At 73.2% G+C, this 12,665-nt stretch carries 9 protein-coding genes; 2 read left to right on the forward strand and 7 right to left on the reverse strand.

What is annotated here, in order from left to right; translation table 11 throughout:
- Positions 1-30: 30 nt before the first annotated feature.
- The 7 genes from ACFWJB_RS22985 to ACFWJB_RS23015 all read right to left on the reverse strand — a co-directional run bounded on the left by ACFWJB_RS22985 (position 31) and on the right by ACFWJB_RS23015 (position 10,889).
- Positions 31-1,032: an SDR family NAD(P)-dependent oxidoreductase gene (locus ACFWJB_RS22985; protein ID WP_386924443.1), complete on the reverse strand. Its 1,002-nt coding sequence runs from the start codon at positions 1,030-1,032 to the stop codon at positions 31-33.
- A 100-nt stretch (positions 1,033-1,132) separates the two neighbouring features.
- On the reverse strand, positions 1,133-2,539 hold the full coding sequence (locus tag ACFWJB_RS22990; RefSeq protein ID WP_385473237.1) for a hypothetical protein: 1,407 nt from the start codon (positions 2,537-2,539) through the stop codon (positions 1,133-1,135).
- Positions 2,536-4,059, reverse strand: a complete 1,524-nt coding sequence (gene pelF / locus ACFWJB_RS22995; protein WP_386924445.1) for a GT4 family glycosyltransferase PelF — start codon at positions 4,057-4,059, stop codon at positions 2,536-2,538. The genes ACFWJB_RS22990 and pelF overlap by 4 nt, the downstream gene beginning before the upstream one ends.
- 53 nt (positions 4,060-4,112) lie before the next feature.
- Positions 4,113-6,251 (reverse strand): hypothetical protein, encoded by a 2,139-nt coding sequence (locus tag ACFWJB_RS23000; RefSeq protein WP_386924447.1) that lies wholly within the window; start codon positions 6,249-6,251, stop codon positions 4,113-4,115.
- A gap of 447 nt (positions 6,252-6,698) precedes the next feature.
- Complete coding sequence (locus ACFWJB_RS23005) at positions 6,699-7,226, reverse strand: hypothetical protein (RefSeq protein WP_385470082.1); 528 nt, start codon at positions 7,224-7,226, stop codon at positions 6,699-6,701.
- Positions 7,227-7,528: 302 nt separating this feature from the next.
- The gene (locus ACFWJB_RS23010) at positions 7,529-10,072 is read right to left on the reverse strand and encodes a discoidin domain-containing protein (RefSeq protein ID WP_386924449.1); all 2,544 of its coding nucleotides are present in this window, start codon (positions 10,070-10,072) and stop codon (positions 7,529-7,531) included.
- A 196-nt stretch (positions 10,073-10,268) separates the two neighbouring features.
- Entirely contained in the window at positions 10,269-10,889 is a 621-nt protein-coding gene (locus tag ACFWJB_RS23015; RefSeq protein ID WP_386924451.1) for a TetR/AcrR family transcriptional regulator, read from the reverse strand.
- A gap of 131 nt (positions 10,890-11,020) precedes the next feature.
- Between ACFWJB_RS23015 and ACFWJB_RS23020 the strand changes: the two genes are divergently transcribed.
- The gene (locus ACFWJB_RS23020) at positions 11,021-12,085 is read left to right on the forward strand and encodes an aldo/keto reductase (RefSeq protein ID WP_386924453.1); all 1,065 of its coding nucleotides are present in this window, start codon (positions 11,021-11,023) and stop codon (positions 12,083-12,085) included.
- 127 nt (positions 12,086-12,212) lie between these two features.
- A complete protein-coding gene (locus ACFWJB_RS23025; RefSeq protein WP_385470074.1) occupies positions 12,213-12,647 on the forward strand; it encodes a hypothetical protein in 435 nt (144 codons plus the stop codon).
- Positions 12,648-12,665 lie beyond the last annotated feature (18 nt).

A 12,665-nucleotide genomic window follows, 5' to 3' on the forward strand; every position in this document is an offset into this window, starting at 1 on the left:
GGTTCCCCCTCGTCAACGTGCCGGTCGTGGTCAGATGTTGTAGATGCCGGTCTTGTAGCGGGCCAGGTTGGCCGGGTCGCGGAAGAACTCCACCGTGCGCGCGAGCCCCTGCTCCAGGTCGTGCGCCGGCCCCCAGCCGGTCGCCTCCCGCAGTCGGCTCGCGTCCGCGACCAGGCGCATCACCTCGGAGTTCGCGGGACGCAGCCGCTGGGCGTCCTCCCGCACGTCGAGGGCGCTGTCCATCACCTTGCCGATCAGCGCCACCAGGTCGCCGACCGAGATCTCGCCGCCGGTGCCGGCGTTGAAGGTACGGCCCACGACCCGCTCGGCGGGCGCGGTGCCCACCGCGAGGAACGCCTGCGCGGTGTCCTTGACGAAGGTGAAGTCCCGGGTGGGACGCAGGTCCCCGAGGGGGATGGTCCGCTCCCCGGCCGCCACCTGGCCGATGACGGTGGGGATCACCGCCCGCATGGACTGCCGGGGACCGTAGGTGTTGAAGGGCCGCAGCGTCACCACGGGGGTGTCGAAGCTGGCGTGGTAGCTGTCGGCCAGCCGGTCTCCGCCCGCCTTCGACGCGGCGTACGGCGACTGGGTGTTGATCGGGTGGTCCTCCGTGATCGGCACGGTCCGCGCGGTGCCGTACGTCTCGCTGGTGGACGTGTGCACCAGCCGGGGCGTGCCCGCGGCGCGCACCGCCTCCAGCACGTTCAGGGTGCCGGTGACATTGGTGTCCACATAGCTGTGGGGCGCCCGGTAGGAGTAGGGGATCGCGATGAGCGCGGCCAGGTGGTACACGCAGTCGGCGCCCTCCACCAGGTGCCGGACGGAGCCCGGGTCCCGGACGTCGCCGAGGACGATCTCGACCTGGTCGAGGACGTCGGGGGCGAGGGTCTCCAGCCAGCCGTAGCTGGAGAAGGAGTTGTACTGCGCCATGGCCCTCACCCGGTGTCCGGAGGCCACGAGCGCCTCGGTGAGGTGGGAGCCGATGAATCCCTCGGCTCCGGTGACGGCGACGAGCGGTGTGGCGGTCACGCGGGGTCCTTCCGGTAGGTGGGCGGGGCAGGTCGACGGGTCGGTGATGCGGGGCGGGCGGTCCTGGAGGGACCCGGGCCCCGCGCCGGGCGGGGACGTGTCAGGCATGGGCGGCCGGCCGGCCCAGCAGCCGCAGCGCGCACCCGGTGAGACAGAGCGCGGCGGTACCGCAGCCCAGGGACAGGGCCGCCGTGCCGGGCGGCCCGCCGTACAGGGCGACGGCACCGGCGCCCGCGGCCGTCGCGAGACAGAGGGCGGCAGGCGGCCAGGCCACGCCGAAGGCCTGGAGGAGCAGCGAGGACCACAGGACCACCGCGAGCAGCGCCGTCGCCACCGGGTCGGCGTCCACCAGCAGGGCCGCCGGCACCAGCGGCCCGGCGTACACCAGCAGGCAGCCGGCCAGGACGGCGGCCGAACGCACCCGGAACGCCGCCGGGGTGGCGGTGGCCCGCAGTGCCGCCACCGACAGACCGCGGTAGCGGTACAGCAGCCACTCCGCCGGGCCCATGCTCACGGTCAGCACCACCACCGCCCACGGCTGCTCCCGGCCCGCCAGGAACACCAGCACCCCGGCGGCCAGCCCGAACAGGCCGTACGGCAGCGACCGCCACGGCCGCGGACGCACGGCTCCCGCCACGGGCGCGGCCGCCAGGGTGCCGCGCAGCGCCCAGCCGGCCGCCGCGACCGCGCCGCACAGCGACAGCGACGGCAGGCCCGCCCGCAGCAGGTTTCCGGGCTCCCACCAGGGCAGCACCGCCGCTCCGGCGACCACCGGAACCAGTGCGGCCAGCAGCAGCCGCTCCCGGCCCAGCACCAGCAGCACACCGGCCGCGGCGAGATACGCCGACTGGACCGTCACGGCCGCGACCGCCGCGCCGGAACCGGCGAGCGCGGCCCCCGCGGAGGCCGCGGCGACGGCACCCAGCGGCGCCCCCTTCAGCAGGGTGCCGCCGGCCTCCCGGCGGCCGGTGGCCAGGCGCAGGTACGCCCGGTGGCCCAGCGCCTGGTTCCAGGCCCAGGACACCAGCCCCGCCACCACCAGCGCCGTCACCGTGCCGCCGTTCGGAAGCAGGCGCCCGGCGAGCGCGTAGCCGAGGCCGGGCAGCGCGAACAGGGCACCGCGCAGCGCACAGCGCACGTGGTCGGGCCGCCAGGGGTCGGCGGGCCGCGGCGGCTGCGGAAAGGTGCGCGGTACGCGCTCGTACAAGGCCGTGGCCAGCGAGAAGATGTCGCGGTGCCCGTACCGTTCCTCGATGACCTCGCCGGTCAGTCCCTCGGACTCGAGCAGCGCGGCCACCTCGTAGGGGTGGACGGCCGGGGCGATGCGGTCCGCGAGTTCGGCGGCCAGCCGGTCCACCGCCGCGCTCCGCACACCGTGACCGGGCCGGACCAGGGCCAGCGTGTGGTGGTCGGACCCGCCCGGTGCGGGCGTACGGGGGACGGCGAGGCGCAGCGCCAGCGTGTCCTGCTCCGCGCCACCGGGCTCCAGCGCCATGGGGCCGCTCATCCGGTCGCACTCCTCACCGGTGCCGCGCCCACCGCGGAGAGGGGGACGTCGTCGGCCGCCGCGGGCGTGGCCGCGGAGCCGAACGCCGACAGCTCCAGGTAGATGGACCGGAAGGTGTCGATGGTCTGCCGGAGCGTGAACTGCTCGATCACCCGCAGCCGGGCCGCCTCGCCCATCGCCCGGCGCCGCCCCGCGTCACCCAGCAGTTCCAGGGCCGCGGCGGCCATGGCGGCCGGGTCGCGCGGTGGTACGACGAGACCGGTGTCGCCGACGGCCTCCCGGACGCCGCCGACGTCCGTGGAGACGGTCGCCCGGCCGCAGGACATGGCCTCGATCAGGGTGAAGGGGAAGCCCTCGCTGATGCTGGACAGCATCACCACGTTCCCGGCGGCGTACGCGTCCTTGATGTCCTCGACCCGGCCCTCGAAGGTGACGGCGTCCCCGTGACCGAGCTCTGCCGCCAGCGCCTCGCAGCGCTCCCGGTAGGCCTCGCCGCCGCGCGGGGTGCCGCCGAACAGCCGCAGCCGCGCCGCGGGCACCGCGTCCCGCACCAGCGCGAACGCGCGGATCAGGGTCTCCAGGTCCTTGATCGGGTCGACCCGGCCCGCCCAGCTGAGCACGGGCTCCGCGGGTTCCGGACCGGCGGGCGGGAACGCGGCCGGATCCACGCCGTTGTAGACCGTGCGTATGGACTCCGGGGCGGCACCGCCCTGTTCCTCCCACAGCCGGTTGTAGCGGTTGCCCGGGGTGATCAGGGCGGCCCGGCGGTACGTCTCCTCGGCCAGCAGCCGGAAGAAGCCCAGCACCAGTGCCTTCACCGGCCAGCGGTAGGGAGCGGTGCGGTAGCCGAGGTAGCGCTCGCGCAGATAGACCCCGTGCTCCGTCAGCAGCAGCGGTACGCCGTGCCGGTCCAGCGCGGCCAGCCCCGGCAGCACCGCCACGCCGCCGCTGACCGCGTGCGCCACGCCCCGCTCGGGGACCGGGGCGGCCAGCGGGCGCAGGGCGTGCTCCAGCAGGGCGGTCGCGGTCACCGCGTCGTGCAGGGTGGGCCGGGCCTCGCGCACCGCGCGGCCCGGCCGGTTCCAGACGGCGGTCAGGACGGCGATCGCCCGGTCGCCGCGCAGGAACGGACTCAGCCGGCCGTCCGCGGCGGCCCGCGCCAGCCGGTACAGGGCGGGCCCGAACCCGTCCTCGGCCCGCGGATCGAGCAGCGCGGTCACGAACCGCTCGTAGGCCGCCTCGAGCCGGTTGCGCTCACGCCCGCGCGGGAGACGACCCTGCGGGGCGGGCCCCCACATGGGGACGGAGACGACCCGGCCGACATGCCCGGGGACGTCCCAGACGACCGGCTCGCGTCCGGTGCCGGTGACGGCGACGACGTCGAAGTTCAGGTCGGGCATGCCGGTGACGAGCTGGTCGCACCAGACGCTCACTCCGCCGTGACTGTGCGGATAGGTGCCTTCGGTGAGCAGGGTGACGCGCGGCGCGCCGGGGCGCCGCGCGCCGTGGGGAACGTGCATTCGAGCTCCACGGCCGTGAAGTGGGGTGGTGGGACCTGCGGTGCGGTGGGCGCTCAGCGCTCCGTGCCGTAGGGCACCGGTTCGCTCACGCCGGCCGGTACGCGGGTGCGCGGAGCGGTCGGCGTCGTGGTGGCCGTGTCGCCGGTGCCGGCGGCCGCCTGGGGAGCGGTGGCCGACGACGGCAGGGTGAGGGAGAGGGCGGTCCCGGCCGGGAGCGTCGTCCAGCCGGACACCGCCCCGGCGTAGGCGTCGCCGAAACCGGTGCCCCCGCGCCGGGTGCCGGCGGGCATGGTCGCCGTGACCGCGACACCGCCGGGCGCCTGGACGGTGACGGTGTCACCGACGCGGTACGCGGTGACCTGACCGGCGTCGACCGCGGCGCGCCAGGCCGCCCGGCGCTGGAGTTCGACGCCGATGTCCGCCATGCGCAGGTTCACCACGGGGGTGTTGTCGGCGAACAGCCCGGCGTAGCCGTCCAGGACCCCGTCGAGGACGGGGTAGGCGATGCGGTCCTCGGCCAGGTTCGACTGGTGGATGAAGTGTGGCTTGGGGTCGTTGGCGAGGACGTGGCCGAGTGCGATGCGCGTCTCCAGCGGCACGATGTGGCCGGTGTAGCCGGTGGCGGTGTCCAGGGGCGCGGGCAGGCACGTGGACGTGGCCGGGTTGTCCTCGCAGATGCCGCTGCCGCCCTGGGCGCGGCTGGTGTAGATCCAGTTGTACTCGTCGACCTGCTCGGCCGCCCGCCCGGCGTTGTAGAAGACGTTCATCGGGTAGCGGGAGACCGTGGTGGCGCTGCCGACCCGGCGCTGGACGGGGTCGCGGGAGTTGTCCGAACCGAGCCAGGCGACGCCGTTGTCCGTGACGGCGGGGCCCAGGTTCGGGTTGTCGGCCGGCTGTTGCGGGGTCACCTTCAGGCCCGAGTGCTCACCGGTCACCAACTCGTCGTTGTCCAGAGGCAGTCCGGCGGCCTGGCCCCAGACGCGGTTGGTGGCGATCTCGTCCGAGATCTCGTTGCGGGAGACCCACCGGGTGCTGCCGTCGGCGTTCGTGGCGCACTTCCACGGAACGACGCTGACGTCCTGGACGCAGCCGAGGAAGGCGTGCGTGTACGTGTGGTTGACCCAGCGGAACCGGCCGCGGTCGGCGATCAGCTTGTCGGCGAGCGGGTCGGCGCCGTTGTTGTCCTGGCGGTGGTCGACGCTGCCGGAGCCGTTGTAGGCCAGGTCGAGGGTGAAGTTCCTGCTGTTCTGCCAGGCGGTGGCGTGGTCGACGTCGGCTGGGACCATGCGGATCGGGTTGGGCGTCCCCTCGCCGGGCGCGCAGTCCACGTCGCCGGGCGTGCAGTTGAGCACGGTGTCCCAGCGGTCGTCGGCCGCGAACACGTCGTCGACGTGCACCGCGAAGTAGTTGCGGTCGGCGCCCAGGTGGACCCCGCCGGTCATCCACTCCACGATGCCCCGGGCCAGCAGCCGGAACTGCTGCTGGTACTGGTTGTAGACGAAGGTGACGACCAGTTCGCGCCGCCCGTCGTGCCGGTATTCGCCCACCAGCGAGCCCTTCGTCGGCCGCCCGGGGATCGCCGCCTGGACGTAGGGGACGAAGTCCGCGCCGGCCGCGGGCGTCGACAGGTAGGCGTAGGACTCGCCCACGGTGGGGGAGTTGTCCTCGAAGGGGACGGCCCCGTCCAGGTAGCCGAAGGGACCGGCCAGCCCGGCCTGCGTGACCTCGGCGCGTACGCCGTCCAGGCTGCCGGCGTACCCCGTGCCGACCGCGTACTGGAGCCCGACCTCGGGACGCGCGTAGGTGTACGCGTCGACCTGCGGGATTCCGTAGGCCTTCTCGTAGGCCACCAGGGCCGACATCTCGGCGGAGTTGGCCGGGAAGGGGTTGTCGTTGGGCAGGACGACGGCCTGGAACCTGGCGCGGGGACGGCCGTCCACCGTGTCCGCCAGGAAGCCGGCGTCGATCGACGGCCGGTTCGCGGCCCCGAGATCGACCTTCGTGTACGGCGTTCCCGCGGTCTCCAGCTCGGCGGCGATGGCGTCGGTGGCCGGTCCTCCGTCGCTCACCACCAGCACGCGCAGGTCGACACGCGGTGCCGGGGCGTCCGCCCGGGCCGTGCCCGCCGGCAGGGCGAGCGAGGCTATCAGGGCGCCGACTGTGAGCGCTGTGGTGCGAATGGTCCGCTTCATGCGGTGAGATTCCCTCCCCCGGGCAGGGGTGGGCCGCCCCTCTCGGAGCCCCCACCCCATGACAACGCCGTCGCTCCCCTGAGACGCCGGTCGTCAACGCATCCGTCGCGTCACATAGTGAGGTCTGTGTGGAGCTTTTGTGTGCCTGCTGCGGAACTTGACGGAAAAGCACATGTGTCCATTGGGCCGCGGCCGGAGCGGCGCCCGGTGTGGATCGATGGGCGCAGCGTGCGGGGTCGGGCCCGTCACCAGGCCCGTGTACTGCTGTGAAACGGAATCCGGCGGCCGCGGAACATCGCGTTCCGTCGATTCGCGGTGTCAGAGGTCTCTACCAATGCCCCCTCGGGCCCAGGTGTCGGATCAGGTCACGCGTGATCCGGAGGCCGGCGGCGGGCGGCCCTTCAGGGCGGCCCGCCGCCGGGCTTCAGTGGGCGGGAGGAGGTGCGGTCAGGCGCACAGGACTCGGGTCTCCGGCGTGTAGGCCGGCCCGCCGTTGACGCTCGTGCTGTCGCTGAACTCGGCGTAGTAGTACGAGTAGAAGCCGATGTTGCCGTTGCACCCGGAGTCGGCGGCGACCTGCAGCGTCAGTGTGACGGTGCGGCTCTGGCCGGGCGGGATGGTGGCGCCGTAGTTGGTGCCCAGGTTGGCCGGCCCGGTCCCGCTGCACGGGACGGCTCCGTTGGCCGACGCCAGACTGCAGCCGGTGAAGCTGTACTTGAGGTCGGGGCGCTGGGTGGTCAGCCAGGTCGGGTCGATCGTCTGGTAGACGAACCAGATGTCGTAGGTCTTGTTGTTCTTGATGGTCATCGACAGGTTCACCGTGCCGCCCGGCTGCGTGGTCGCCGCGTCGGTGCTGAACGTCAGCTCGGCCGGGGCCGGGTCGGCGGCGCTCGCGGAGGGCGCCAGGCCGAACAGGGCGAGGGCGAGGGCGATGATCGTGGCGAGACCGAAGCGTCTCGTTCGTGTGGATCGCATGGCCCGGGAGACTAGGCACGGCCCCCGCGCACCGTCTGCACCGCCGGGAACAGCGGGAAAGCGGCTCGGCTGGAAGTGTGCGTCCCGTGAAGGAGCTGTGACGGAACCGTCACAACCCGTGTCGGGCGGTGTTCCCGCACGACAGCGCCGTACGGGCGCCGGACCCGCCGGGAACCGCGCCCGGCCGCCCGGCTGCGCCGGCGTACCGGCGGCAATGGCGGATTCCGCGTGCCCGCGCCGGCGGCCCGTGCGCCCGGGACACACCGTCCCCCGGGCGCACGAGCACGCGGCTCACCCGTCCGTCACGGGAACTGGGTGACCTTGGACGGCACCGTGTCCGTCCCCGACGTGGGCGCGCCGGTGTCGTTGATCACGTGCGCGTACTGGCCCTTGCCGCCCAGGGAGATCACCATCAGGTGGCGCATCCTGATGCCCGGCCGGACCGGCACCTGGAACCCGTGGTGCTGGACGATCGTGTCGTCCGCGGTGAAGTTGCAGTAACTGCCGAGCGCCACCGCGTCGTGCTGGTTCACCGAGTCGGCGACCTTGTAGGCGGCGTAGCTGACGATGCCGTCGTGGGTGATGGCGGCCTCGTTCGGGGCGTCGTACGCCTTCTCGTTCTGGAAGAAGATCGTGCGGCCGCGCTCTCCGCTCCAGTACACGTCGTACTTGTTGAAGTGCTCCACGAACAGTCCCGTGGCGAGGACGTCGTCGCCGTTGACGCGCAGTCCGTAGTCGGCCCGGTTGGTCTCCCAGCCGACGCCCTGACCGTGGTCGGCGCGCCAGATCCAGGTGTGGTCGACGATCACGTCGTCGCTGTCGATCACGACGGAGTCGGTGGCAAGGCCCGGGCCCGCGCCGCCGACCCGGATGAACACGTCCTGCATGGTGGTGGGGTTGGCGGAGTGGTCCGCGTTGCCGCCCGGTGTCCCGATCCGCAGCAGCGCGTCGGACCTCACCGGACCGGCGTCGATCAGGAAGCCGGCGAGCCGCACACCGTCGACGTCGGCGACGTGCAGGGCGTCGACGCCGCCGTCTGGGACGATGGTGGCGAGCCCGAGTCCCAGCACGACCGTGTTCGCCCGGTTCACCTCGATGGTCCGGTCGAGGTGGTAGACACCGGGCGTGAACAGCAGGTTGAGCCCCTGGGCGAGGGCGGCGTTGATGGTCGCGGCCGTCGCGCCGGGCTTGACGACGTAGAACTGGCTGAGGGGCAGGGACGTGCCGCCTGCGTTGGCGGGCCAGGACACGCCGCGGGCGTTGGTGCGCTTGGCGGGTACGAACACCCTGTAGGCGTCGCCGTCCAGGTAGAGGAACGGCTTCTCGCGCGACACCGGGGTGGTGTCGAGCGTGGTGTACGGACCGGTCTCGAAGTTGCTCGCCGGTGCGCCCTCGACGCCGGTGAAGGTCATGTTCCAGACGCCGTTGGTCCAGCCGCCGACCGAGCTGTCCCGGGTGTACCACTGCTGCTGCGAGTAGGGACCGACCGTGCCGTCGATCCTCGAGTCGGCGATGTAGCCGCCGGAGGCCCATCCGTAGCCGTTGGGGGCGAGGTTGAGGCCGCCCTTGACGTGGATGCGGCGGAACGGGGCGGCCTGGGCGACCGCCCAGCGGTCGGTGCCGTTGGACGGCGTGATGGCGAGGTTCTCCGCCGAACGCCAGAAGTTCTGGGTGGCGTTGCCGTTGAACCAGCCCGCGTCCACGGTGATGTCGCCGTTGATCTGTGTGTCGTCCGGGTTGAGGCCGAGTCCGGAGACGGAGGTGTAGAAGCCGAGCTGGGCGTTGATGCCGTTGTAGGTGCCCGGCTTCATCAGGAACTGGTAGCGCCCGCTGCCGAACTGGTTCGACTCCTGCTGGGCGAAGACCTGGTCGAACTTCTGCTGGAGGTTCGGGGTGGAGGGGTCCACGACGATGACGTTCGGTCCCAGGTCGCCGCCGCCCTCGACCGGGGGTGTGCCGGTCGTGCCGGTGTGGACGGCGACCTCCCACAGCGAGTAGCCGTAGCCGGTCGCGCGGACCGTGCCCTGGACGCGGACGTAGCGGCCCGAGCCGCTGACGTCGTAGGAGGCCTTGCCCCCGGTCCCTCCCGTCACGCTCTTGAGCGTGTGCCAGTTCTGCCCGTCCGGGGAGGCCTCGATCCGGAACTCCCTGGCGTAGGCGGCCTCCCAGTTCAGGTCCACCTTGCACAGGTCGCGTACCGACCCCAGGTCGACCTGGACCCACTGCGGGTCGGACGACTGGCTGGACCAGCGGGTGCCGCCGTCACCGTCGAAGGCGGCGGACGCCGGGGTCCCGGCGTTCTCCACGGAGGAGGCGGTGGCCGGCCTGCCGCGGGCGGCGTTGTCGGTGCCGCAGGAACCGGGCGCGGTGCCCCCGGTGGTGCCGAAGACCTGGAACTCCCACAGGGAGTAGCCCCACGGGGTGGCCCGGTGCACGCCCTGCATCCGGACGTAACGGCCCTGCCCCGAGACGTCCAGGGTGTCGGTGCCGCCGTCGCCGCCGGTCACCGTCCTCACGTCGGTCCATGTGCTGCCGTCCGGGGAGAGCTGGATCCGGTAGTCCTTGCCGTACGCGGCCTCCCAGTCGAGGACGACGCGGGTGACGGAGGCCGTGGCGCCGAGGTCGACCTGGAGCCACTGGTCGTCGCTCGCGGCCGACGACCACCGCGTGGCCGTGTCGCCGTCGACGGCGTTGCCGGGGGCCGTCCCGGCGTTCTCGGTGGAGGAGGCCGTGACCGTGCGGCCCTGGGACAGAGGGGTGTCGGCCGCGGATGCCGTCACCGGTGCGGGGAGGGTGACGAGCGCCGCCGTGGCGACGAGCGCGACACCCAGGGATCTGAGTCTCATGCGGGAGCTTTCTGCGGGTGCGGACAGGGGGGACCGGCCTTCCCGGCCGGCTGCCGGGAGCGGCGGTCGAGGCGAACGGCTGCGCAGCGCCGCTTAGTTCAAGCTGTGATTTAAGTGGTGAGGCATTGATCGGGCAAGGCTTTGGACGAGAGAAAAGCCCGCGGGTGCCACGGTCGCCCCGCGGACGGGTCCCCTCTCAGTGCCCGGTCGGCGCGAAGACTCCCGCCCGTGCCGCCGCCACCGCGGCCTCCGCGGCACGGTCCGCCGCCGCCTCGTCGAGCGGCTCGCCGGTGGTCAGCAGGCGGTAGTACAGCGGGGCGGAGACGGCGCGCACCACTTCGCGCGTGTCGGTCCCCTCGGGCAGCTCACCGCGCTCGACGGCCTGCCGGACGCAGGGCTCCCATTCGGCGACGCGGGTGTCGTAGAAGCGGCGGAGGGCGGCCGCCGCCTGCGCGTCACAGGTGGCGGCGGCGATCATCGCCTTGAACAGCGCGCCCTGTCGCGCGTCGGCCAGGGTGCGCTGCACGAGCCGGGCGTTGGCGCGCAGATCGCCGGGCAGGCTGCCCGTCTCCGTGCGGGGGAGGGACTGCTCGGCCATGTCCGTGAGCAGGTCGGCGACCAGGTTGGCCGGGGTGCCCCAGCGGCGGTAGACGGTGGTGCGGCCGACCTCGGCACGCCGGGCCACGTCCGCCAGGTCCAGGCCGGCCAGCCCGTGCTCGGCCAGTGCGTCACCGGCGGCCCGCAGTACCGCGGCCCGCACCCGGGCCGTGCGGCCACCCGGGCGGACCGTGCCTGGCTCCACGCTGTCAGACGTCATAACGGGACTCCGGTTCCATTAGGTGCTCGTGCGGTGTTAGTCTGTGGACATCTTAACGGAACGCACGTCCCGTTAAGTGGTTGCCGTCTCGTCGCTAGGCCGACGGGGCGGCCGGACGAGGGGATGCGGTTGTGGAATACAGGAGACTGGGCGCGTCCGGGCTCATGGTCCCGGCGCTGAGCTTCGGCGCCGGCACCTTCGGCGGACGAGGAGAGCTCTTCGGGGCGTGGGGCGACACGGACGAGGCGCAGGCGCGCCGGCTGGTCGACATCTGCCTGGAGGCGGGGGTGACCATGTTCGACACCGCCGACGTCTACTCCGGCGGAGCGTCGGAGGAAGTGCTCGGTGCCGCCGTCAAGGGACGCCGGGACCAGGTGCTCCTCTCGACGAAGGCCGGCCTCCCGACCGGCGACGGGCCGGCGGACGCGGGCACCTCGCGGGCGCGGCTGATCAGGGCGGTGGACCTGGCCCTGCGCCGGCTGGGCACGGACTACATCGACCTCTTCCAGCTGCACGCCTACGACGCCCGGACCCCCGTGCACGAGGTGCTGTCCACCCTCGACGATCTCGTGCGGGCCGGGAAGATCCGGTACACCGGCGTGTCCAACTTCAGTGGCTGGCAGCTGATGAAGTCGCTGGCCGACGCCGACCGGCACGGCTACCAGCGGTACGCTGCGCACCAGGTCTACTACTCCCTCGTCGGCCGGGACTACGAGTGGGAGCTCATGCCGCTGGGGCTCGACCAGGGGGTCGGAGCGGTCGTCTGGAGCCCCCTGGGCTGGGGGCGGCTGACGGGCCGGATCCGCCGCGGCCGGCCGCTTCCCGCGGGCAGCCGGCTCCACGCCACGGCCGACTACGGCCCGCCCGTCGCCGACGACCACCTCTACCGGGTGGTGGACGCCCTCGACGCCGTGGCCGAGGAGACGGGCCGGACGGTCCCCCAGATCGCCATCAACTGGCTGCTGCGGCGCCCGACCGTCTCCTCGGTCCTCGTCGGCGCGCGCAACGAGGAGCAGCTCCGGCAGAACCTGGGCGCCGTCGGCTGGTCCCTGACCGAGGAACAGGTGGCCCGCCTCGACGCCGCGAGCGCCAAGGACGCCCCCTACCCCTACTTCCCCTACGAGCGGCAGGAGGGATTCGCCCGCCTCAACCCCCATCCGCTGGGGAGGGTTGACGCCGCGTCGGCCCACGGCTGAGGCGGCGTACCGGGAGCGCCGCCTCGGAATTGTCAGTGCCCTGTTGAAGAATGCGGGCACAAGCGAGATCAACACCGGCCGGACCGGGTAGGCGGTCTCGAGTCACTGACTGGAAAGGCCACAGCCGATGCCGCCCACCGCCCTGCTCCCGCAGACCGCCGACTCCCGCGCGACCGGCCGCCCCGCCCAGCTCGCTGCCGTCCCTCCCCTTGCGGCAGTGCCCGCCCAGGGGCGCCGGCGGACCCGCCCGGGCGGCCCCCTCAGCCCCGCGGAGTCCGACGTCCTGCGCATCGTCTCCGACGCGCGCACCCCCGTGTTCGTCACCGTCCGGGAGGGCGGGCGCCGCAGGTACAGCTACTGGCGGCCGCTGGACTCCACGACGGGCAAGGGCGGGTGCTACGTCGCACTGCCGACCGCCGAGTGCGACGCGCTGCACGCCGCCGGCCGCATCACGCTCGGCGACCCCGTGACCGACCCGGCCCGGACGACCTACCGGGTCAGCGCCGCCCGCACCCCGCTGGCGCCCGTCCGCGCGCTGCGGCCCCGGGTGCGCGCGGCCTGACGCACCCGGAAACGTCAC

The sequence above is a fragment of the Streptomyces sp. NPDC127100 genome (assembly GCF_042724095.1).
GTDB lineage: Bacteria > Actinomycetota > Actinomycetes > Streptomycetales > Streptomycetaceae > Streptomyces.

Coding starts and splice junctions, on each gene's coding strand:
- ACFWJB_RS23000 (WP_386924447.1), bottom strand. CDS start 6,251: ATGAAGCGGACCATTCGCACCACAGCGCTCACAGTCGGCGCCCTGATA.
- ACFWJB_RS22990 (WP_385473237.1), bottom strand. CDS start 2,539: ATGAGCGGCCCCATGGCGCTGGAGCCCGGTGGCGCGGAGCAGGACACG.
- ACFWJB_RS23005 (WP_385470082.1), bottom strand. CDS start 7,226: ATGCGATCCACACGAACGAGACGCTTCGGTCTCGCCACGATCATCGCC.
- ACFWJB_RS23015 (WP_386924451.1), bottom strand. CDS start 10,889: ATGACGTCTGACAGCGTGGAGCCAGGCACGGTCCGCCCGGGTGGCCGC.
- pelF (WP_386924445.1), bottom strand. CDS start 4,059: ATGCACGTTCCCCACGGCGCGCGGCGCCCCGGCGCGCCGCGCGTCACC.
- ACFWJB_RS23010 (WP_386924449.1), bottom strand. CDS start 10,072: ATGAGACTCAGATCCCTGGGTGTCGCGCTCGTCGCCACGGCGGCGCTC.
- ACFWJB_RS23025 (WP_385470074.1), top strand. CDS start 12,213: ATGCCGCCCACCGCCCTGCTCCCGCAGACCGCCGACTCCCGCGCGACC.